The organism is Ruegeria sp. YTSC004 (assembly GCF_059609805.1).
In genome coordinates this window covers 23,136-43,691 of sequence record NZ_JBXWMJ010000004.1, presented here as the reverse complement: position 1 = coordinate 43,691, position 20,556 = coordinate 23,136, and the positions used below count along the sequence as shown (strand labels likewise).

The 20,556-nt window shown below is 58.4% G+C and carries 22 protein-coding genes; 13 read left to right on the top strand and 9 right to left on the bottom strand.

Features of this window, described 5'->3' with window-relative positions; genetic code table 11:
• Positions 1–51 precede the first annotated feature (51 nt).
• The 13 genes from AC2FFP_RS08955 to AC2FFP_RS08895 all read left to right on the top strand — a co-directional run bounded on the left by AC2FFP_RS08955 (position 52) and on the right by AC2FFP_RS08895 (position 13,311).
• A complete protein-coding gene (locus AC2FFP_RS08955; RefSeq protein WP_496881009.1) occupies positions 52–630 on the top strand; it encodes a lytic transglycosylase domain-containing protein in 579 nt (192 codons plus the stop codon).
• Positions 630–920, top strand: coding sequence for a TrbC/VirB2 family type IV secretion system protein (locus AC2FFP_RS08950; RefSeq protein WP_114885057.1), 291 nt, complete (start codon positions 630–632; stop codon positions 918–920). The genes AC2FFP_RS08955 and AC2FFP_RS08950 overlap by 1 nt, the downstream gene beginning before the upstream one ends.
• A gap of 7 nt (positions 921–927) precedes the next feature.
• Complete coding sequence (locus AC2FFP_RS08945) at positions 928–1,206, top strand: VirB3 family type IV secretion system protein (protein ID WP_024096577.1); 279 nt, start codon at positions 928–930, stop codon at positions 1,204–1,206.
• Complete coding sequence (locus tag AC2FFP_RS08940; protein WP_496880946.1) at positions 1,196–3,562, top strand: VirB4 family type IV secretion/conjugal transfer ATPase; 2,367 nt, start codon at positions 1,196–1,198, stop codon at positions 3,560–3,562. Before AC2FFP_RS08945 ends, AC2FFP_RS08940 begins: the two co-directional genes overlap by 11 nt.
• A 197-nt stretch (positions 3,563–3,759) precedes the next feature.
• Complete coding sequence (locus tag AC2FFP_RS08935; RefSeq protein WP_496881008.1) at positions 3,760–4,854, top strand: lytic transglycosylase domain-containing protein; 1,095 nt, start codon at positions 3,760–3,762, stop codon at positions 4,852–4,854.
• Positions 4,851–5,630 carry a type IV secretion system protein gene (locus AC2FFP_RS08930; protein WP_496880945.1) on the top strand — a complete coding sequence of 260 codons (780 nt, stop codon included), beginning with the start codon at positions 4,851–4,853 and terminating at the stop codon, positions 5,628–5,630. The genes AC2FFP_RS08935 and AC2FFP_RS08930 overlap by 4 nt, the downstream gene beginning before the upstream one ends.
• 4 nt (positions 5,631–5,634) lie before the next feature.
• Complete coding sequence (locus AC2FFP_RS08925; protein ID WP_496880944.1) at positions 5,635–6,285, top strand: VirB8 family type IV secretion system protein; 651 nt, start codon at positions 5,635–5,637, stop codon at positions 6,283–6,285.
• Positions 6,286–6,288: 3 nt separating this feature from the next.
• Positions 6,289–6,984 (top strand): TrbG/VirB9 family P-type conjugative transfer protein, encoded by a 696-nt coding sequence (locus tag AC2FFP_RS08920; protein WP_496880943.1) that lies wholly within the window; start codon positions 6,289–6,291, stop codon positions 6,982–6,984.
• Positions 6,977–8,293 carry a TraB/TrbI/VirB10 family type IV secretion system protein gene (locus tag AC2FFP_RS08915; RefSeq protein ID WP_496880942.1) on the top strand — a complete coding sequence of 439 codons (1,317 nt, stop codon included), beginning with the start codon at positions 6,977–6,979 and terminating at the stop codon, positions 8,291–8,293. Before AC2FFP_RS08920 ends, AC2FFP_RS08915 begins: the two co-directional genes overlap by 8 nt.
• A gap of 2 nt (positions 8,294–8,295) precedes the next feature.
• On the top strand, positions 8,296–9,291 hold the full coding sequence (locus tag AC2FFP_RS08910) for an ATPase, T2SS/T4P/T4SS family (RefSeq protein WP_496880941.1): 996 nt from the start codon (positions 8,296–8,298) through the stop codon (positions 9,289–9,291).
• A gap of 190 nt (positions 9,292–9,481) precedes the next feature.
• A complete protein-coding gene (locus AC2FFP_RS08905) occupies positions 9,482–10,480 on the top strand; it encodes a TrbL/VirB6 family protein (RefSeq protein ID WP_496880940.1) in 999 nt (332 codons plus the stop codon).
• A 195-nt stretch (positions 10,481–10,675) separates the two neighbouring features.
• A complete protein-coding gene (locus AC2FFP_RS08900) occupies positions 10,676–10,852 on the top strand; it encodes a hypothetical protein (protein WP_211299419.1) in 177 nt (58 codons plus the stop codon).
• Complete coding sequence (locus AC2FFP_RS08895; RefSeq protein WP_496880939.1) at positions 10,849–13,311, top strand: AAA family ATPase; 2,463 nt, start codon at positions 10,849–10,851, stop codon at positions 13,309–13,311. The genes AC2FFP_RS08900 and AC2FFP_RS08895 overlap by 4 nt, the downstream gene beginning before the upstream one ends.
• 78 nt (positions 13,312–13,389) lie before the next feature.
• Here AC2FFP_RS08895 and AC2FFP_RS08890 read toward each other — a convergent pair whose 3' ends face one another.
• The 9 genes from AC2FFP_RS08890 to AC2FFP_RS08850 all read right to left on the bottom strand — a co-directional run bounded on the left by AC2FFP_RS08890 (position 13,390) and on the right by AC2FFP_RS08850 (position 20,378).
• A complete protein-coding gene (locus AC2FFP_RS08890) occupies positions 13,390–15,282 on the bottom strand; it encodes a type IV secretory system conjugative DNA transfer family protein (protein WP_496880938.1) in 1,893 nt (630 codons plus the stop codon).
• The gene (locus tag AC2FFP_RS08885; protein ID WP_496880937.1) at positions 15,275–17,083 is read right to left on the bottom strand and encodes a relaxase/mobilization nuclease domain-containing protein; all 1,809 of its coding nucleotides are present in this window, start codon (positions 17,081–17,083) and stop codon (positions 15,275–15,277) included. The genes AC2FFP_RS08890 and AC2FFP_RS08885 overlap by 8 nt, the downstream gene beginning before the upstream one ends.
• Complete coding sequence (locus tag AC2FFP_RS08880; protein ID WP_496880936.1) at positions 17,070–17,579, bottom strand: hypothetical protein; 510 nt, start codon at positions 17,577–17,579, stop codon at positions 17,070–17,072. Before AC2FFP_RS08880 ends, AC2FFP_RS08885 begins: the two co-directional genes overlap by 14 nt.
• 255 nt (positions 17,580–17,834) lie before the next feature.
• Positions 17,835–18,116 (bottom strand): hypothetical protein, encoded by a 282-nt coding sequence (locus AC2FFP_RS08875; RefSeq protein WP_496880935.1) that lies wholly within the window; start codon positions 18,114–18,116, stop codon positions 17,835–17,837.
• Positions 18,103–18,327, bottom strand: a complete 225-nt coding sequence (locus AC2FFP_RS08870; RefSeq protein WP_496880934.1) for a hypothetical protein — start codon at positions 18,325–18,327, stop codon at positions 18,103–18,105. The genes AC2FFP_RS08875 and AC2FFP_RS08870 overlap by 14 nt, the downstream gene beginning before the upstream one ends.
• Positions 18,324–18,527 (bottom strand): hypothetical protein, encoded by a 204-nt coding sequence (locus AC2FFP_RS08865; RefSeq protein WP_014880597.1) that lies wholly within the window; start codon positions 18,525–18,527, stop codon positions 18,324–18,326. Before AC2FFP_RS08865 ends, AC2FFP_RS08870 begins: the two co-directional genes overlap by 4 nt.
• Positions 18,524–18,832 (bottom strand): hypothetical protein, encoded by a 309-nt coding sequence (locus AC2FFP_RS08860; protein ID WP_496880933.1) that lies wholly within the window; start codon positions 18,830–18,832, stop codon positions 18,524–18,526. Before AC2FFP_RS08860 ends, AC2FFP_RS08865 begins: the two co-directional genes overlap by 4 nt.
• Before the next feature lie 491 nt (positions 18,833–19,323).
• The gene (locus AC2FFP_RS08855) at positions 19,324–19,503 is read right to left on the bottom strand and encodes a hypothetical protein (protein WP_496880932.1); all 180 of its coding nucleotides are present in this window, start codon (positions 19,501–19,503) and stop codon (positions 19,324–19,326) included.
• Positions 19,500–20,378: an ArdC family protein gene (locus AC2FFP_RS08850; protein WP_496880931.1), complete on the bottom strand. Its 879-nt coding sequence runs from the start codon at positions 20,376–20,378 to the stop codon at positions 19,500–19,502. Before AC2FFP_RS08850 ends, AC2FFP_RS08855 begins: the two co-directional genes overlap by 4 nt.
• Positions 20,379–20,556: the final 178 nt, after the last annotated feature.

The following is a 20,556-nucleotide window of genomic DNA, read 5'->3' as shown; positions in this document are numbered from 1 at the left end:
TTGGCGGCATTCCTTGCTGCACCCGCCTATTCTGAAGGCTTCGTTCTTTCCATGCGGGCCGATGGCCAGCTGGAAACCAAAGCACCCCAATCAGGTTTTGCACAGAGCTATGTCGACGGGATTGGCGCAACCCCACCAGAGCTGATCGTTTTCACAGCGCCTGAACCTGAAGCGACTTCATCTGCACCCGCCCGCGCTGTTCCCCGCCCCGAAATTCTCGCCGCACTTGAAAGCACCGCGCATCGTTATGGCGGGCACCCTGCACTGCGCCGCGCCGGTCTCTCGGTGACGGAGTGGCAGGCGCTCTTTCAAGCCAATATTGAGATTGAAAGCGCCTATCGCCCGACTGCGCGCAGTTCGGCAGGTGCGATCGGCCTCGGACAGTTGATGCCAGCGACGGCCGCGCAGCTCGGCGTGGATCCGCATGACTGGCAGGCAAACCTCGATGGCTCTGCCCGCTACCTTCTGATGATGTTGGCGCAGTTCGGCACGCCCGAACTCGCGCTTGCCGCCTATAACGCGGGGCCCGACGCGGTCGCGCGCTATGGCGGCATTCCTCCCTACCGAGAAACCCAAAATCACGTGCGCCGCGTCATGGCCGTGCGTGACCGACTGACTGGAGCCTCTTGATGCACATTCAATTCCGCACGATCCTGTCGCTGGCTCTGGCCAGTTTGATGATTGCCAATCCCGCCTTGGCGCAGAGCATCGACCTCTCGCCGGTGCAGAACCTGTTGCAAGGTATCGTCGACACGATCACCGGCCCTTTGGGCATAGTCATCGGCACCTTGGCTTTGATCGGCGTGTTTCTCTCCTGGCTGTTTGGCATTCTGGATTTCCGCCAAGCTCTTTGGGTGCTTGTTGCGATTGCAGGCATCGCAGCTGCACCGACCATCGTGACCGCCATCTGGGGCGCGTAAAATCGACATGGCAACGCAAACCCGCCTCTTCCTCGGTCTGATCCGGCCGCCAAAGCTCATCGGCTTGCCGATTATGTACGCCATGGTCTGGCTCTTCGGGTTTGTGTTGCTGTTTCTCTGGGTGCAGAGCTGGCCGGTGATCATCATCGCCGCTCTGGCCTACCCTGCGCTGTGGAAAGCGGCCGATTGGGATCCGGCCTTTCTCGAGGTGATGGTCACAGCGCTGCAGGAGACGCCGCCCACCCCGAACCGCAAGATCCATTCGGGGGACAGCTATGCTCCATGACCCTTCGGATGATCTTGCCGTACTGCCGGACTGGGCGCACAAAGAGCGGCCTATGGCCAGCATGCTGCCCTATGTAAGCCTGGTAAATGATGTGACGATCCGCACGCGCGGCAATGCTTCGTTCCAGTGCATCCGCCTTGGTGGCGTCAACAGCATGACAAGCGATGACCCGCATTTGGAGAAGGTCCGCGCGCTCTTCGCGGCGATCATCGCGCAGATAGGGCCGGAGTACAGTTTCTACGTTCACAAGGTTTCAAAAGAGATCGAGACCGCCTTGCCACCGGTGCCCGAGGAAGGGTTTGCACAAGCGCTGGACATCCGCTGGCAAACGGCCATGGCGCGGGCGGGCCTGCGGGACAAAACGCTCACGCTCACGGTGCTAAAACGTCCTCCTCTCGGTGCACGGCTGCGCCTAAAACGTGCAGATTCAATCGCACAGCTGAAAGACCAAACAGCCAAGCAGCTGCGCAAGCTCGAGGAGGTCGTTGGGTTTCTACGATCCTCCTTTGCGGAGATGAACCCGCGCTTGCTTGGAGCTGAAAGTGGCGAACTGCTGGGTTTCCTAGGCGCGCTCAATATTGGCCAGGAACGGACGCTTTGCGCAAAATCCCGCTTTGGCATCATTGCCGAGGATGTGGCAAACACCCGCGTCACGTTTCAGGGGCGAGGCTTCACGCTCGACGATGGGACGGCGGGCAAGCGGTTTGGAACGAGCTTTGCCATCAAGACCTATCCGGCCAAAACCAACTGCAGCATGTTCGATGAGCTGAACCTGCCCGTCGACATGGTGGTCACGCATTCTTTCACGCCGATCAACAGCAATATCATGGCCAGTCGGATCAAGCGCCAACAGCGCCTGATGAAGGCCAGCGATGATGGCGCGATTTCCCTCGCCGAAGAACTGGTCGACGCGCTGGATGATTTGGAATCCAAGCGTCTCAGCTTCGGCGATCATCACATGACGGTCACGGTTTTCGCCGAGACCGAAGAAAAGCTGGAAGCCATCGCTGCCGAGGTGCGCAACATCGCGGCCAGTGAAGGCGTCAATCTGGTGAATGAGAGCTTTGCGGCTCGGACCCATTATTTCGCGCAGCATCCGGGCAACGGACAGATGCGCAGCCGCAAGGCCGCCATCACGAACACGAACTTTGCCGATCTCGCCGCGCTGCATCGCGGTCAACTGGGCAAACCTGGCCACCAAGTGCCTTGGGGCAAGCCGATTACTCTCTTCCCGACGCCTGAACGCTCAGGCTTCCTGTTCAACTATCATGAGACGGGTCAGCCGGACAAAGAACCGACCGGCGGGCATACCTTGATCCTCGGCCGACCTGGCTCTGGCAAGTCAGTGCTGTCGGCCTTCCTCATGACCCAAGCGCGTCGCTGCGACGCGCGCGTCTTCGTCTTCGACTATCGCGCGGGTATGGAAATGGCCGTGCGGGCCAATGGCGGGCGCTACAGCGCCATTAAGGCGGGTGAAGCAACCGGTCTCAACCCGCTGCGCACTGAAATCGATGGGCGTGGGCAAGCCTGGCTTTCTGATTGGCTGGCCACGCTGCTACATCGCGCTGACAAGCCCCTGAGCCCTGTTCAGATCAATCGCATCCAAGAAGTAGTGCGCCAGAACGCCGGGGCGAGCGATGCCGCCCTGCGCAACTGGCAGGATCTGGCCTCCCTCTTTGTGGCGGGGGCAGATGAAGGGGACCTGTTTGAGCGGATACAGGAATGGACCGCAGACGGTCGATATGGCTGGATCTTCGGGCAAAGTGCTGAGGATACCTTCTCGCTCGATGGTGATGTCGTGGGCTTCGACCTTACCGGCATTCTCGACAGCGAAAGCGAAAAGGAACGCATGGCTGTCCTGTCCTACCTGTTTCGGCGGGTGGAACGCGTCATCGAGGACCGCAAGCCGACATTGATCATCATCGATGAGGCCTGGAAAGCGCTCGACAACCCGTATTTCGCAGATCGGCTCAGCAACTGGCTGGTCACGGCGCGCAAACAGAACGCGGTTGTCGTGATGATGACCCAATACGCAAGCCAGCTTGAGAAAACCCGCACCGGCAAAACGATCGTCGAGGCTGTGCCGACGCAGCTTCTGCTACCCAACATCCGCGCCTCGGCCAGCGATTACACTATGCTGGGCCTCACTGAAAAAGAGCTCAGCGTTCTGCTCAGCACAGGCAGCAATTCCCGTCTGGCGCTGGTGCGTGATGATCAAGGATCGGTGGTGATCGACGCTGATCTCAGCGCGCTCGGCCCCTACCTCACGATCCTTGGCGGCATGGAAAAAGGCGAAGCGCTGGTGGGCGCGGATTACCGCCAGAACCTCGATTTTTGGAGACAGATTGATGCGTAGACTTTGCGTGCTGACCCTCACCCTTTTGACCCTGACAGCCTGCGCGGAATATCGGCCGTCTGAAGCCGAATGCTTCAGCTCCTTTGCCGAGGTCAGCCGCAGCAACTGCAATTTTGAACTGCTTGGGCCGATTGGTGGTCTCGGTGAGTAGGCACCGCCTGCATATCTTTGCGGGCTTGGTGTGGTTCGCCGCGCCAATGGCCTATGCCCAAGGCGTGCCGACCTTTGATGCGGGCATGTTCCTGCAGCGCGAGCGCGTGTTGCAGCAAAGCGAACAAGATCTGGCGCTGCAACGGGATCGGTTAACCAAAGAGGAAGAGCTTGAAGAGCTTGAGCAAGAACAACTCCAGGCGCTGGAAGACATCCTCAATGCCACGACGTTGGCCAGCGGGAACTCAGGCGCACTGGTCGCAAGCTTGGAAGCGGGTTCATCGCCTGAAAGCGCCGCAGACACGCTCTATGGTTCGGTCGACCCGAACCCCGGCGCGGGCCAGATGTTCGGCGAAGCCTCAGGATCGATTGAAGAGCTGATCATTCGCGCGGCTCGGGAAACGCACCACATGTCTGGCGTGCGCGCAGCGGGTCTATCGCCCAAACAGTGGCGCTGTCTGTTGCAGGCGCTGATCTGGCAAGAAAGCCGCTTCACCATCGGCGCGCGTTCACCGGCTGGTGCGTTTGGCCTGACCCAGATCATGCCCGGCACGGCGCAGGATCTGGGGATTTACCCGGCCTATTACGAAAATCCCTATATCCAGGTCACGGGCGGCGCGCGCTATCTGGCGCAGATGCTGGCCATGTTTGATGGCAACATCATTCACGGGCTGGCCGCCTACAATGCAGGTCCCGGCAATGTGCAGCGCTACGGCGGCGTGCCGCCCTTTGCCGAAACCCAGCACTACGTTCAGGTGATACCTGAGCGTTATAATCTCTACCTTGCCCGCGTGGGCGGCGTCGACGCGCTTGGCACCATTGATCCAGTTTTGCTCGCCAACTCCACGATGAGCCTGACCTCGTTCGGCGCAGGCGTCTATGGCGACTACTCCTTGGTCTCGGTGCAAGCGGCCGCGCTGCGCGTGCAGGACATCATCACCCGCATTGGCGAGACAGATGACATTCACGCGGCAATGTCGCTCAACACCTATGCGCGGGCCGAACTCGCTCGCCTGATCGCGATCCGCACGCGCCTCAAGGCCGCCCATACTCGCCCGCTCAGCGCCGCAGAGCTGGCCATGGCGACCGCGCAGGCCCGCGAACAAGACTTCATGCAATTCGATCTGGAGGCCCTCCGATGATCCGCTTTCTTTCTACTGTTGTCACATGCGCGTTGCTGGCTTCCTCACCCCTGTCTGCCCAAGGCGTGCCGACGGTCGACACACGCAACATCACGCAGGAAATTCGTCAACTGCAGCAGATGCTGGAGGATTTCGGGATCCAGACCGACCAGCTCGACACGCTTCTCGAACAGCTCGACCTGGTGCAGCAGCAACTCGACACGCTTAACGAGACCTACGCAGCCCTGACCGGCGCGACGGATATCATCGAGATGGCCATGGGCGGTGATCTCGACGGGCTTCTCGATCAGGAGTTCGGCGATCTTCTGGGCACCATCAGGCAAATCCAGAGCGGCGATTTCAGCGGCCTGATCGGCAATGCCGCCCCTCAAATGGAAGGACGCATGACACAAGCACTGGAGGATGCAGGCTTTGACCAAGACAGCCTGTCCGACATGGCCAGCAGCGGCAATCCAGGGGCGGAGCGCATTGCCAGTCAGGCGGGTACTGGGGCCGTTATGTCAGCGGCAGCCGAGAACAGCTATGAAGAGGCCGCGCAGTCCCTGGAACGGGTCGAACAGCTGGTCTCGCTGATCCCGGACATGGAAACGCTCAAGGAAGCCGTCGATCACAACACTCGCGTCACGGCAGAGCTGGCGATAGCCATGACGCGCATGTGGGAACTCGAAGCCATTCAAACCGTCGGCGCGGGCCAGTCCGGTGTGGTGGATGCCGCGACGCTAGCCGAAGAACGCCGCTACATGGACTTTACCCTTCCAGACCTGCGCGCGGACTGATCCCATGAACAGCGAGGCAGAAATCATCGAAGAAGAGCTCGTCTATGGCGCACGACGACGCGAGCTCATGTGGCAGAAACTGGGGCTGACAGGCATGGCGTTTGGCATGGCAGGCTGCCTCGCCGCTGCCCTCGTTGCCCTGTTCGACGTGGACCCGCCGCCCATGATCGTGCCCTTTGATAGCGAAACCGGCATGGCCCTCCCCAATGCCGTGGTTAAAGCGGTCTCACTCACGGAACGCCCTGCTATCATTGAGGCACAGGTCTACCGCTATGTCATTGACCGCGAGACATACAATCAGCTCGACAATGACGTGCGCGTGCGGCGGGTCCTGGACCAGTCGGACGGAGCTGCGGCCGCAGGACTGCGCGCGCTTTGGACCAGCGGCCACGACGCCTATCCCCCCGACAGCTATGGCACAGATGCCCGTCTGGATGTCGAGGTTCTGTCGATCACCCATATCAGCGCCAACCGCGCTCAGGTGCGCCTGCGCAAGCGGCTCAACTCGCCGCGTGGCAGTCAAAACGGGCTCTTCACCGCAACGCTGATGTTTGAGTTTCAACCCGAGAATAGCCGGTCGATCGACGATGTCTGGCAGAACCCTTTCGGCTTCACCGTCACTGAATATGCGATCCGCTCGGATCGTTTGGAGTAACCAATGCGTCGCCTGTTCCTGATCCTCGTCTTCTTTGTTCCGTTTGCTGGCATCGCCTATGCAGAAACCCAGCCGCGCCAAGGCCCCTATGATGCCCGTGTCCGGCTCGCCACATATCAGGATGGGCAGGTCTACCGCATCCGCACCAGCCTGACCCATGTCACCAGCATCGAGTTTGGCCAAGGCGAGACCATCCGCTCAATCATTGCTGGCGATACCGAGGGCTTCCTTCTGGACGGCGTGCCAGGTGGCCAAGTTTTTGCGATCAAGCCCGTCACGCGCGGAGCGCATACCAACATCACCGTCTACACCAACCGACGCAGTTACTATTTCAACGTGACCGAGGCGAGTTCACCGACATTCTATGTCATCCGCTTCACCTATCCCGATGCGGCCCCTCGGCAATCCCGCGTGGCCGCAAGCCAGCCTGCAAACCACGCCTATGGCGTCAGCGAACGATCCGAGATCACCCCACGAGAAATCTGGGACGACGGCACGTTCACCTATTTCCGCTTTGCCGCGAACGCGCCATTACCCGCAATCTTTCGCTGGTCGGCTGGCAATGAGCGCAGCGTAAATGCGCTGGCGCGGCCAGATGGCGTGATCCGCGTGTCAGGTGTCAGCAATCGATGGGTTCTCAGGCTCGGCGAGGACGAGATCTGCGTCCAAGAGATGAGCGAGGCAAACCACGATGAGTGAAACAGCTGAGCTTAAGAAGCGCCTCGAAGCGCTTGAAGGCAAACCACAAAACTCAAAGGCACGACCGTCATTTGTCGCTGTTGCGTTGGGCATCTCGGCAATCGCCGCTCTTGGCGGCCTCTTGCTGTTGTTCTCTGGCGGTTCTGTACCCGACAGCCTGGAAACGGCCTCGCCGGATGAATTCCAAGCGGCGGGTCCGGGGTTTGGTACGCTCGAGCCAACCCCTGCGCCAATTGACACTTCTCCGCCGCCAGCGGTGTCAGAGCCAGCCAACGAAACAGAAGAGCTGCGCGCGCAATTGGACGCCATGCGGTCTGAGCTCGAAGCCCTGCGAAACGCACCTGCACCTGAGGCTCCTTCCATCGACACAGAAGCGCTCGATGGCCTGAGCGCAGAAATCGATGCCCTGCGCAGCGAGGCAGCAGCCACGCAAGCCGCCATGCGCGAAGAGTTGGAGGAGCGCGCGCGGCAAATCCAGCGACTGCAGAACGATCTGGAACTTGCGCGCCTGGAAACCCCGCGCACGCCCGTACCAACCGGCCCTACGGCCGAAGAGCTGCGCCTTCAAGAGCTCGAGCGGCGGCGACAAGCCGAACTAGAGGAACTGCAAGCCCGTATCGCCAGCCCAATCATCGCCTTTGGCGGCACCGGAGGCGGCAACAATGAAACCGCCGCGCAGCAGCGGCGCCTTGATGGCGACACAGACTTTGTCCGCAATGGCGCTGAACCCGCCGAGGTGACGCAAGCCCGGTTGATCGTGAATCCGTCAAACACAGTAGTTCAGGGCACGATGATCCAGGCGGTGCTTGAAACCGCAATCGACAGCTCGCTCGCCGGTCAGGTCCGCGCGATGGTATCGGAAGATGTCCACGCCTATGACGGCTCGCGGATCCTGATCCCACGCGGCGCACGTCTGATCGGGCGGTATCAATCCGGTCTCGATATCGCCCAGCAACGTGTGAACATCGCCTGGGACCGGATCATTCTGCCCAGCAACCAGACCGTTGAAATCAGTGCTTTTGGTGGCGACGAACTGGGGCGCTCCGGCACAACTGGTTTCGTCGACAGCCGCTTTGGCACGCGGTTCGGGTCAGCCGCCCTAATATCGCTGATCGGAGCCTTGCCCGCCGTGGCAGCCCAGAACACCGAAGATGAGATCACCTCAGATGTGCTAGAGGGTATTGGCGAAGACCTGCAAGACAGCGCTCAAAGCGTGATTGGCGAATATCTCTCCGTCTCGCCCGTGATCTATGTGGATCAGGGTGCCCGCGTCACCGTGATGGTCGACCGCGATTTGGAGATTTTCTGACCATGGCGGCCAGCTATCTGCAAAGCTCGATGGACAAGATCCTCGAATCGCGCGATCCAAAGCTGATCGAGCTTTGTATCAACCCTGACGGCACGCTTTGGGCCGAGTTTCAGGGGGATCACTTTATGCGGCGCGTCAGTCGACAGCTCTCGCAGAACGAGATCAAGGACTTGGGTAATCAGATTGCGTCCGCCGCGAACACCACGCTCAGCCGGACCAAGCCTATCGTCTCGGTCAGCATCACCTATCGCGACCGCCCGATCCGCGCGCAAGTCATCCAGCCCCCCGCTGTCGATGGCGGTTACGCGATTTCGCTGCGGTTCTTTGCGGACCTGCCATTGGATCAGATCAAGCTGTCCTACCTGTTCGGAAAAGAGCGCAGCAATGAGAGCGCAAGGCGACAACGCAATGCCGAGCTGCGAGATGTCGTGGCCACCGGCGACATCGACGCCGCGATCAAGTTCTGCGTCACTCACAAGCTCAACATGATCGTTTCCGGCGGGACCTCGACCGGCAAGACCGTCACGGCGCGCAAGATCCTCTCCTTCGTGCCTGCCGACGAGCGCATCGTTACCATCGAAGAGGCCGCTGAGTTGCGTCCGACGCAACCCAATACCGTCACGCTAATGTCTGATCGCGATGAAGCCACGCGCAGCGCTGATGTCCTGCTGACTTCCACCCTGCGCATGCGGCCGGACCGCATCGTCTTGGGCGAAGTGCGCGGCAAAGAGGCCATGACATTTCTTGAAGCGATCAATACCGGCCATGGTGGCTCTCTTACCACGCTGCACGCTGAAACACCGCAACTGACGGTTCAACGCCTCGCCATCGCCGCCCTGAAAACCGACGTACCCATGACCTACCAGGATATGAACGATTACATAACCCGCTCGATCGATGTGATTATCCAGGCCGGTCGCCATGAAGGCGCGCGCGGCATCACGGAATTCTACCTGCCGATTGATCCGGCTCATTCAAAGGAAACAGCCCATGTTTGAATACAAGATTGAACTGATCAACACCGCCAAAACTAAGCCCCCGAAGATCGAAGCGCAGCTGAGCGCCCTTGGTCAGGATGGCTAGGAGTTGGTCTCGGTCGTGCCGGATTTTGACGGCGAACACATACTGAAGGCCTTCCTGAAGCGGCGCACGGGCGCGAGCGCCTAAAGCCAACCCGAGGAGGACACGATGGGCGTCGTCACCTGGATGGTAGAGACAACCGACAACTTTCTGGACGATGCGGCCCAAACCACATTTGGCAACGTCGCCGGTCAGCTAGGCGGCGTCATTGCCGTAGCCTCAACGCTCGCCGTGATCGGCGTCTTCCTCAATATGGTGTTTCAGTACAAATCCATGGATGGGCGGACCGCCTTCTGGTTCGCCCTCAAGCTCATGCTGATCTCCCTCTTTGCGATGAACTGGGTCCAATTCAACGCGGTCGCCAGCGCTCTCATTAACGGGCTCGACCAGCTCGCAGGCGGCATGGTGGCCGGGCTTGGCGGTGGCGGTGCAGGCGCATCTTACTTTGCTGAGGCCTTCGACGAACTCATCGAGGAATTTGGCGACTACCTGAACGCGGCCGGTGACAACATGCATTGGATGGCCGGAGCCCTGATCGGCGCAATTGGTGCATTCCTTCTGGGTGTCATCGGCGCGCTCTGCGGCCTTGTCTTGATCTTCGCGAAGATCATGCTGGCCTTCATGATTGGCATCGCCCCAATCATGATCGCGCTTTCGCTTTTCGACGTCAGCAAGGACTATTTCCATCGCTGGCTGTCCAGCACGGTATCCTATGCGCTCTACCCACTCGTGATTGCAGGGGTGTTTTCCACCGTCGTCGGGATGTCGCGCTCACTCATGACCGAACTCGGAGACCCCTCCGGCGCAAGCAACATTGGCGCGCTGGTGCCCTTCTTCATGATGATGTTCCTCGCAGGCGGCATGATAATCGCTACCCCACTGATCGTGCGCTCAATCTCAGGCAATTTTATGATGGCTGGACCGCCGAGCATTCCCGGTCCCGGCGGGTTCGCAAAGGGCTTAATTGGCACCAAAGGGTCACGGGCGCGGGCACGGTTTGGGACCAGGTCAAATGCTGAGATCGCTGGGGCTGGAATACGTCAGGCAGGTGGTGCGACCGTTTCGATGGTTCAGCGGGTAGCAGAACGGGCGAAGCGGCTGGAGTGAATTGGTCCTTTTCAAGCTGCTTCAAGTTAGAAAGTTATTGCTAGAAAGCCTGCCAAGACAGCGTCTTGCAATAAGCGCCATGCATCAGTCAAAGCTTTCGGATGGTGTCAGATTTCAAACTTTTCCAAACAAGACCCCTTACGAGAAACTGGCACTCAACCTATAGTAAATCAGGTTAAACAAGCTTGGTGTAAAATGGCGTCGCTTCAGGATTCAGTTGCAAACAAATTTCTCGAAACACTTTCAAATGATGAAAATTTTGACTCATCCAAAACAACGAAGCTTGAAGCGCTCCTGAAAGAAGGTCGAAAAATTAAGGCCGACGATCTGGCCGCGATTTTCACTCTTCCAGACGGAGGGGAAGTTCTGTGATCAAGATCGTTTCAGCACACATCGAAGAATTTCGTGGAATTCGTAAGTTGGACATCAACTTGGCTGAGAAGACCTTCGCGATATCCGGCCCGAACGGCTCGGGAAAAAGTGGGGTCATTGACGCCATCGAATTTGCGCTAACTGGTCAGATTGGCAGATTGACCGGAACCGGAACCAAAGGGCTGTCACTAGCAGATCATGGTCCTCATGTAGACCATATCAAATTCCCAGATGCTGCATTTGTAGAGCTGGAGGTATCCTTCCCGACACTTGGCAAAAAAGCCAAGCTCACTCGCAAGGTTTCTGCCCCCAAGAAGCCAAGTATCGAACCGAACGATCCGGACATCGTGGAAATTTTGGACGAAGTTTCTCAGCATCCCGAAATCACTTTGGCGAGAAGAGAAATTCTGAAATTCATCTTGGTTGAACCAACGAAGCGATCGGCACAGATTCAAGAGATTCTAAAGATCGATGAGTTGGGTCAGACCCGTTCGGCACTGAACACAGCATACGGCAAGCTCAACCGGGCAGCGATTGCAGCGGAAAAGGATACGCAGGACAAAAGAGATACGCTGTTGCAGCACCTAGGCATCACGTCTTTGTCTGCAGCTGAAATGCTGGAAGCGGTCAATGCAAAGCGCAAGCTGCTAGGACTGGAAATCCACGACGCAATGACGGCTGATACAATCATCGACCAGGGCTTGGCGGAACCTACCGGTGAACAATCGCTCAATAAATCCGCAGCACTGATCGAACTGGACAAGCTTAACAAGAAGATCGTCGAGCTTGGGCAATCTCCGTCTCCGAATGCTGAAGCTCTTATCGATCAGATCGAGCAACTCGAAAAAGACGCACGGCTCCTCGTTTCGTTGCAACAACGGGAGTTGGTGGAGAGTGGCTTGAAGCTGGTGGACGGCCCGTCATGTCCGATGTGCGATCATGAATGGCCCGATGAAGCACATCTTCTTTCGCACCTACATGCCAAGCAACAGAAATCGCAAGCGGCAGGAGAGCTGAAGCAAAAGCTCATTGAGCATGCATCATCACTTTCGACGGAAGTGGGAAACTTGAAAGCGCTGCTGCTCGAAACTCACCGTATTGCCAAGATTGAGAGCGCAGTTGAAATGCTGTCCAGCGTCGTCGCATGGGGCAAAGACTTGGCGTTTTTTCAGGAACAACTAAAGTCTTTCGCAACAATCTTGGAGTTGAAGGATCGTTTGTCCAGTGGATGGCCAGCCATTCCGGAAGGCTTTGGGGCCAAACTGGCGGACTTTATGAGCACTATTCGCGCGAAGCCTGATCAATCTGCTTCGTTGGCCGCACAGAGTTTTCTGATCAATGCTGAACAGCGGTTCAAGGACTACAAAGCAGCACGTCTCACCGAGACAGCTTCCAAAAAGGCACGAGACGCCAGCAAAGTCGCATATGACGCTTGGTGCGCAGCGATGGAGTCGGAACTCGACGAGCTATACGAGGCCGTCGAAGATGATTTCAGCAAGTTTTATCGCCTCTTAAATGACGGCGATGAGCAAAAATTTGTCGCACGCTTTAAAGCAACTGAAGGGCGTCTCGATTTTGATGTGAATTTCTACGAGCGGGGACTTTTCCCACCAGGTGCTTTTCATAGCGAAGGTCACCAAGATGGCATGGGTGTATGCCTATACCTTGCATTGATGAAGCGGCTCTTGGGTGACCGTTTTACCGTCGCGCTGCTCGATGATGTTGTGATGTCTGTCGATGCAGACCATCGTTACCAATTTTGCAAACTTTTGATGGCAGAATTCGCAAACACGCAATTCGTGATTGCCACCCATGACAAAGTTTGGGCAGAGCAGATGCGTTCGGCAAAGCTGGTGACCCGAAAAACATCTATGGCCTTTGATAGTTGGTCTGTGGACACCGGTCCGTTGGTGGAATCGAACCCAGAAATTTGGGCGGAAATCGATACAGCTTTGGCTAAGGGTAAGGTCGAAGTTGCCGCTCCGATTTTGCGGCGTCACATGGAGTTTGTAGCCCGACTCCTTGCGGATCAACTGGGGGCGCAAACGGTCTTCAGAGCAGACAACAGCTACGATCTAGGGGGGCTATTACCGAGCGCTTTTTCTAGACTGTCAGATCTCCTAGGAAAAGCCGTCGACTCGGCGCAATCCTGGGGCAACGAGGACCAAAAGTCCAAAGCGCAGGCTCGCAAGCAACGTCTCAAGGCAGCCAATACTCACAAGGGCGAGGAAGACTGGACCGTCAATAAGGCCGTACATTTCAACGAGTGGGCCAACTTTAGTCCCAACGACTTTATGCCTATTGTTAAGGCGTTCAAGGATCTGCTGGCATGCGCACAATGCGATGACTGCGGATCATGGCTGTATATTACTCCCAAAGGCACTGCACCAGAAGGGCTTCGGTGTTCATGCAACTCTGTTAACCTGAACCTTAAGAAAAAGCCTAAGATGCCGCTTTAGGGCCTGCGCGATGTGCATCTATTACGGCGAATTCTGATTGGAATATGCACCAAGAGAGGATGCTTCTGCCGCCTACACTCATCGGTCAGCCGCCCCCGCAATGAACCTCTCCACCCGATCTGTTCCCGCCTGATATTCGCCCCGACTAGGCTTGTTGCCTGACGTCACCTCCCGCTCTTCTCTGGCCAAATCATCGATCTCTTCACGTCGCTTCCCGCTACTTTCAGATCCCTCAGCAGGCATCACCTTCGGCACCTCAAGCGCCCCAATCTTCTCCTCCAGCGCTTTAATTTGCCCTTGCAGACCACGCATTTGGTCCCCGGCGGACGGGTACGGCAGATCGCCGGTCTGCTTGTCGAAGATCTGCTTAAAAAACCGATCCTCATAGTATTTGATCCGCTTGGCTCGCACGGGCATCTGCGCGTCGACCACCAGAACGATATCATCAAGATCCATGCGCCGCGCCTCATCCTCTGGCAGCAACGCGGTTTCTTCCGTTCGTTCAGACATGCTGCGCCCGGTAAATGGGTTGCGGCCGACCGAGCGCGAGCGGGTCACAACCCGTTTGGTGGTTTTGCCGACGGCTTTGCTGAGCTCTTCAATGGTCTTCTCATCTGAGGGCGTGAGATAGAGCTTGATGCCCGCGTTGCCCTGCAGGGCACGCCGGGCATTTTCGCCGTAGATCTCATCCAAAGCTGGGATCGTCTGTGTGACGATCGCGAGATTCGCCCGGTAAGATCGCAGTGTTTCAATGCTGTCCAGAACGATCGGCATTTTGCCGAGGCGGTTGAACTCATCGAGCATAATCATCACCGGCCAAGGCTCATCCTTGCCAGGTTCATGGTCTTGTAGCGATGCCAGCAAGTCCGAGAAGAACAGGCGGATCAGCGGTGCGAGGGGTTTCACCATCAGCGGTTCGACCACAAGATAGACCGAAAACGGCGTCTTGCGGATATCGCGGAAATCGAAGTTTGAGGTCGCGGTTGCGCGATCGATGGCGGGGTTGGACCATTGTTTGAGGCCAGATGTCATCAAGAGCGAAAGGTAAGACGTCAGCGTGTCGTTGTTGGTCGAGGCCATGCGCATGAAGATCAGCTTGGCAGCTGGATTGACCACCTCATCTGCACGGCGGCGATATTCCTTCTGCTTGTCCCCGCCAGACGCGGTGATGCGGTAGATTTCGCCCAAGGTCGGCCGCTTACGCTCGAACGCCAAAAGGCCCGCCGCCACGAATAGATCAATGCCCCCATCAAGAAGTCCTTGAACCCGGTCGTTATCAGCCTGAAGGAACAGCGAGGCCAGGAGTTGCAGCTCCATCTGCTGGCGGTCGACATTTTCGAGCGCCGATATGCGCAGCAAAGGATTGTAGCGGTGCGAGCGGCCGTCTTTCCAATCAGTGGGCGCGAACCGGAACACTTTGTCGCCCTGCGTGGCCCTGTGGCGCGCGGTGGCTTCGAAATTTTCGCCCTTCACGTCCAGCACCACGGCACTGCCCTGGTAGGTCAGAAGGTTCGGGATGACGAAACCCGTCGTTTTGCCGCGTCCGGTCGGGGCGACGATCAGGGCATGGGGGAACACCTTGGACATCACGAAGGGTTTGCGGCTCCTGGGTTTACCCACTTTACCGAGAACAAAGCCGCGGCCAGGCTTGCCGAAGAAACCGCTGCGCTTCATCTCGGACATTTGCTGCCAGTGGGTTTCCCCAAATTTGGTCAGCGCATCGTTCATCAAGACCGCACTGAGCAAAACACCGGCACCGGTGCTGATCCCCACGATCAGGTGAACAATCTGCATATCGGTCGGATGGGTCGTTCGGAGAACCCCATAGCTGCGTGCCAACATCAGAAAATCGATGTCCGCCCCGACCCCGAACCAGCGGAATGTCAGAAAGGCCGACGCCAGGACATAGCCCAACACCGCTCCCAGAAGAGCAAAGCTCATGACGCCAATAGCGATCCGCGTCTTACCCATGTGTCATGCCCTTTTCGCTATCGGCATCGACGTCCCGCTCGCGTTGACCATCAATTTCTTCATTGGCGATTTCGTCTAGGACATGCTCCATCGCCACACTGTTCGCCAGAGCGGCATCGCTCTGAAGATAGGCCTTGGCCGCATAGAGCCGGTCCAGGCGATCTTCGATATGCTCCTCCAGCGTTGTCTCATCGCCAATCGCCAAGTCCGGGGTGCTTTCTTCACCGACCAGTTCCTCCATCTCGGAGCGCAAGGTCTCGCGTTCCAGATCGCTGCGGAAAGGATCTGCAGTTGGGTCGCCCCTCATTCGGCTCAGGATATCAGCAGTGGTCGGCGGCAACCTGTCGACCATGCTTTCCTGCCGGTTAATCTCCACCATCCCGCTGTCTTTGAGAACCTCAGCGTCGGCCAACAAGCGGCCCAGATCACTGTGCACCTGGTCAAGGCGGTCGATCGCTTTCTCGAGTTCATCAGCGCGTGACAGATCAAAGCCGTCCTTCTGGGCAATCGCATTCAGATCCTGTCCAAGCCATTGCCGCTCGAGCGCGGCATTACCCGCGCCGATTTCGACACGACGTGTCACCTCCCGCGCGTCAATGCCGGTGCCTTTCAAAGCCTGTTCGAGGCGTTCGGCAAGCGCCGAATCCTGCAAAGCGCCTTGGGCCTGGGCCCGTATATTCGCAGCCGAATAGATCCCACTTTGGGACGCGTCTTCGAGCAATGTGTGGGACTGCGTTCCCAATGGGCTCAGATGTGACAAAGAGCGATAGATGTCGTTCAGCTCATACTCGAGCGCCGCGCGCCGCTCCGCCGGGGCGTTCGCTACGATGCGTTCAGCTTGGTTGATCTTGTCGTGAAAGGCATCCACGACCTCATCAAACGAGTGCTGTTCTTCGGCCATACCATATACCTTTCCATCTGCTTCAATCGGTTTACCCTGCGCCAAGAGCGTCGCGGCCTTGCCCAAGGCTGCTGCAATGTCATGCTGGTTCTCGCGCGAGGCTTCGGCCGCCAATCCGCGATAAAGCCGCGCGTTCTGCGCCACGTCAGCCAAGGCACGGTCAAGCTCCGGCCCCACGCGCTCACGCTCGATCAGCTTCTGCCCCGTGACTTCTGCGCGACGCTGGTCAACATCGCTTGGCCTCTTCGTCGTGATCCCACGCTCGAGCTTTCGGGTCGCCTCAAGGCGCAGCCCATACCGTTCCGACACATCGACCATCGCCTCGCGAAAACTGTCGTAGTTGAAATGGTGCCCTTCTTTCAGAAAGAAGAATTCACCGTCCTTGCTGCGCCGGTTCAGGACGATATGGGCGTGTGGGTGGTCCCGGTCCTCATGCACGGCGGCGATGTAATCAAAGTGGCTGCCTTCACCCTGAAAGAACCTTTCGCAAATCTCGCGGGTGATCTCCGCGACATCCTCGCCACGCGTGCCAATCGGAAAGGCCATCAAGAGATGTGAGGTATGTCCCAGCTTCGGGTGGAACCCCTCATTCCACTGCGCGGAAAACCGGCGCGTGACTTGTTCAATCTCTTTGGCTGACAGAACGCTTTGGCCGTCATAGGTGCCACGGCTATCGATGATGAAGCTCGACTTGGTGGTCAGGTATTCCAGCTGGTTGCGCAGCTGCGGTTTTGTGTGTGTGCCGCCGTCGCGAATGGCTTTGAAGATTGCGGGTGAATGTCCCATGGCCGCGCGGGCCATCTGCTTGGCACGGGCGCGCGGGACGCTGCCGCGAATGCGGCTCCAGTCGCGATCAAAGAAAGCCTCCTGCGCGGCGGCAACGGCGCTATTCCGGGCCATCGGCAAAACCTCCCAGAACGCGGGCAACCTCGCCGGACAGCGCGCTTCGTCGGCGCTGCGCCATGTCCTGCACCTGGTCAGCGATGTCGAAGATCAGCCCGGCCAAGGCACGGACTTGGCCATGGGCAGAATTGCCATAGGGCGGCGTCTTACCCTGGCGCTTTGCATCGTTCAGGCGCTGCGCAATTTGATTGATATTGTTGCCGGTGCGATTGAGCGAGGCCGACAGCCCCTGCATTTGGTTCGCCAGTTCATCGTCGGGAACGAAGAGATCGTTTGAGGCATGGATCAACCGCCGCAACCCCTCCGCGCGGCTGGCGATATCATGCCGCGTCAAGACCGCATCAAAGCCCGCCAGCTCCTTGGGCGTGAGCCTGACATTCACCAACTCGGAGCGCACGCGCGCATCAAGCTTGCGGCTTTGATCGGCCTTTAATGTGTAGAAGATGCTGCGGGTCGTGACGCCGAATTCGCGGGCCAGGTCCTCAATCGCCACCCCCTCAGCACGCTTGCGCACGATGGCAAATCGCTGGTTTTGCGTCAGTCGCTTGTGCCGTGATGCGCGCGGTCGGCCCATGTGAAGTAATCACCCCTATTTCTTGCCAACATCATACAGGCAGCCCTGTTATGGCATTTCGCCATAATTGATTCAATATTATAATATTGAATCAACTGCCTGTATTCCGTTTGGAGCAGCCATAGGCTGCGACCGCCGGGCAAAGCCCGGCCACATGCGCAAGGCATGGCACCACTAGTCGTGGTTCCACGCCTCAGCATCGCCAAGCAATTGCAGCGCTATTGCGCGGGCCGCGTCTTCGGCGCTGGCATAGGTTTGATGATCCGGCAACTCGTGTAGATCAAAGGGCTGTTGCGGGTCGTCCGGGGTCTCAACTCGCACGTAGATCGCCCAGCCATCGATCAGCGCGGGATCATCACAATACTCCTGCCCGCCATCGGGCAGATTGCAGAACCCATGCAGATGCACGCTGGCGCGGCCCTCCCGGGCCGCTTGCCTGATGTCAGAATACTTCATGGCGATCCTCGGCATTTTCCTCGATGAAAAATTCGTCAGGCTCGCCGTTCAGGCGGGTGCCATCCCGACCGGTCAAGCCGATAGCCGACCCGTTTCGCGTGAAAGTGATGAGGTATTGCCCGAGGTCATCACGCGTCACCGCATACCCCCTGTTGACCCAGTGAACGCGGTTGCCCGCGTCCACTGCTGCCTTGATGCCTTCCAACGTCATCGCAACGCCTCCTCAAGGATTGCGAGAGCCCCAAGGCAATCGTCGATATAGGGCTGTTCTTCGCCGTCCAGATCGTTCAGCTCCAGCCGGTTCAACACCGCGTAAAGCGTGGCGCGCGCCTCTCGGGCGGCGCTTCGCAAACTGACGGTATCCTCTAGACGCGCGGTCGCGAAATCATCGCTGTGATAGTCTGGGGTCATCGGATTTCTCCCGCTTTTTGCTTCCAACGCGGGGCGATGTCTTGGAGCGGCACAGTGAAGGGCGGCAGCGCGTCAAAGCCGTTCAATCTTTTGACCACCTTCACCTTGGCGCAATCATCCTCAACGCTGAGGATCTCGACACAGAACACGCCGCCCAAACCCGACGGAACAACGATCTCTTTCAGCTCGTGCCGATGCTTCCCGCAATAGACGCAGGTGCTATAGAGCCCGTCGATGATGTGACCGCCGGTCGTGCGATCACAGTCGCAGGTCCAGAATTTCGGGGGCTGATATTTGTGAGCCATTTGTGGCCTCCTCTTGGGTGCTGCGGTAGGGGCTTGGCTCGTGGCTCGGGGAAACGCTCCCCCGGAGCCTTTCCGGTTCCCTCCCCACTCCGCCGATGGGCTGCACTCCGGCCAATCTGATCTGACCGAATACGCATGTATTCGGTGGAACAGAGTGGGTGGGGGCACAGCCCGACCCACGACCCAGGAGCGGCCAGTCAATGGGTCAAAGCCAGCAACTGGTGCGGCCCGCAGCGCGCCCCGCGCGAGGACACGGGTGCAGGATTTGACGACGCGCACGCGCGGCGCTTGCCCATTGACGGGACGCGACAGGGATGTTGGGCGGACCAATCAAATTGAAAGAAGCCTGAAGGAGGTGAGCGGGCTGAAAGCCGGTCGATCCTCCGCACAGTCCGTTTCTCAGGGCGGCCCGTGCGCAGCAGCACGGGCCACAATTTCTCATCTCATCCCCCAAGGCCTGCGCCCCGCCACTCCTGGCGGGGCGCAGGTGCTCAAAACTCAACACCAGGCTTCAAGTTGCCGTCCGGGTCCAGCCACGAACGGGCCTCGGCGCAATCCAAACAAATACAGGTGCAACTGCCTTTGACGATGACCGGCGCGAGAAAGATCACTGGGTTTGACGCACCGCATTTGCGGCACGCCATAGGGGGCAGGATTGCGGGGCCGCTCACGCTGCGGCCGCTTTCGATTGACCTGCGGCTGCTAAAATAAAATCGGCTGCCTTCTGTGCCTCGGACGCCGCGCGAAAAATCGCCCGCTTGTCCTCTTTGAGAGCTTTCAACCACCCTTCAACATAAGCGGCGCTTTGGTCGAATTCCGGCGCGACACCAATCTGGGCCCCAAGGAAACAAGCGCCGACTTCCGCCACCAGCTCTTCAAAGGCATAGGCTTCGCGGTTCGCAAATTTCTTGATCCGCTCAAGCCGCTTTTCGCTGCCGGTCCAATGGATAAGCTCATGGGCCAATGTCCCATAATAGCCTGCCGCATCGTGAAACGTGGCAATCGGCGGCATGTGGATGTGATCTTTGGCGGGGCTGTAGTAGGCGCGCGGGTCGTCGCTGGTGAGGATCGCTGCCCCTGTTCGGCTGAAAAACGCCTCAAGCTCAGGATCTTCGGCCGTGCCAAGATCGCGCGGGGCCTCGGGTCGGATGTAGTAGTCCTCCGGCAAACCTTCGATCTGATCGGCATTGAAGACGCGGTATGCGCGCGCATAGGGCAGTTCTTCCCCAATGCCCTGTTCGTTCTCTCGGGTGAACGTCCCGTATTTGACCACGGTCGACGACGTTTCGCCTTTGCGGACTTGGCCGCCCAGCTCTTGCGCCTGCTTGTAGGTCATCCAGCGGCTGGACACATAGCCATGCTTTGCTGCCATGACCCAGAGCATCAGGATATTAATCCCGCGATACTCCTCGCCATTGTGTCGGGTTGGCAGGGCAATGCCCGACGCGCTCCCTGTCCACGGCTTGCGCCAAGGCGTCGTGCCCGCCTCGATCTCTGCAATAATGCTGTCGGTGACATGGGCATAAACATCAAACTTCGGTGCCATTTGTGGCCTCCTCAATCAAAGTGACGCGGGTGAGGCATCGCGCCCCCTTCCGCCGATGGGCTGCGCCTCGGCCACCTGATCTGACCGAATACGCATGTATTCGGCGGAACAGAGTGGGAGAGGGCAAAGCCCGACCCACGGCCCTGAACGGGGCTGTCAATCGGCCACATTTGCGAAG

Coding starts and splice junctions, on each gene's coding strand:
- AC2FFP_RS08955 (WP_496881009.1), top strand. CDS start 52: ATGCGGGCCGATGGCCAGCTGGAAACCAAAGCACCCCAATCAGGTTTT.
- AC2FFP_RS08950 (WP_114885057.1), top strand. CDS start 630: ATGCACATTCAATTCCGCACGATCCTGTCGCTGGCTCTGGCCAGTTTG.
- AC2FFP_RS08945 (WP_024096577.1), top strand. CDS start 928: ATGGCAACGCAAACCCGCCTCTTCCTCGGTCTGATCCGGCCGCCAAAG.
- AC2FFP_RS08940 (WP_496880946.1), top strand. CDS start 1,196: ATGCTCCATGACCCTTCGGATGATCTTGCCGTACTGCCGGACTGGGCG.
- AC2FFP_RS08935 (WP_496881008.1), top strand. CDS start 3,760: ATGGCCTATGCCCAAGGCGTGCCGACCTTTGATGCGGGCATGTTCCTG.
- AC2FFP_RS08930 (WP_496880945.1), top strand. CDS start 4,851: ATGATCCGCTTTCTTTCTACTGTTGTCACATGCGCGTTGCTGGCTTCC.
- AC2FFP_RS08925 (WP_496880944.1), top strand. CDS start 5,635: ATGAACAGCGAGGCAGAAATCATCGAAGAAGAGCTCGTCTATGGCGCA.
- AC2FFP_RS08920 (WP_496880943.1), top strand. CDS start 6,289: ATGCGTCGCCTGTTCCTGATCCTCGTCTTCTTTGTTCCGTTTGCTGGC.
- AC2FFP_RS08915 (WP_496880942.1), top strand. CDS start 6,977: ATGAGTGAAACAGCTGAGCTTAAGAAGCGCCTCGAAGCGCTTGAAGGC.
- AC2FFP_RS08910 (WP_496880941.1), top strand. CDS start 8,296: ATGGCGGCCAGCTATCTGCAAAGCTCGATGGACAAGATCCTCGAATCG.
- AC2FFP_RS08905 (WP_496880940.1), top strand. CDS start 9,482: ATGGGCGTCGTCACCTGGATGGTAGAGACAACCGACAACTTTCTGGAC.
- AC2FFP_RS08900 (WP_211299419.1), top strand. CDS start 10,676: ATGGCGTCGCTTCAGGATTCAGTTGCAAACAAATTTCTCGAAACACTT.
- AC2FFP_RS08890 (WP_496880938.1), bottom strand. CDS start 15,282: ATGGGTAAGACGCGGATCGCTATTGGCGTCATGAGCTTTGCTCTTCTG.
- AC2FFP_RS08885 (WP_496880937.1), bottom strand. CDS start 17,083: ATGGCCCGGAATAGCGCCGTTGCCGCCGCGCAGGAGGCTTTCTTTGAT.
- AC2FFP_RS08875 (WP_496880935.1), bottom strand. CDS start 18,116: ATGAAGTATTCTGACATCAGGCAAGCGGCCCGGGAGGGCCGCGCCAGC.
- AC2FFP_RS08870 (WP_496880934.1), bottom strand. CDS start 18,327: ATGACGTTGGAAGGCATCAAGGCAGCAGTGGACGCGGGCAACCGCGTT.
- AC2FFP_RS08865 (WP_014880597.1), bottom strand. CDS start 18,527: ATGACCCCAGACTATCACAGCGATGATTTCGCGACCGCGCGTCTAGAG.
- AC2FFP_RS08860 (WP_496880933.1), bottom strand. CDS start 18,832: ATGGCTCACAAATATCAGCCCCCGAAATTCTGGACCTGCGACTGTGAT.
- AC2FFP_RS08850 (WP_496880931.1), bottom strand. CDS start 20,378: ATGGCACCGAAGTTTGATGTTTATGCCCATGTCACCGACAGCATTATT.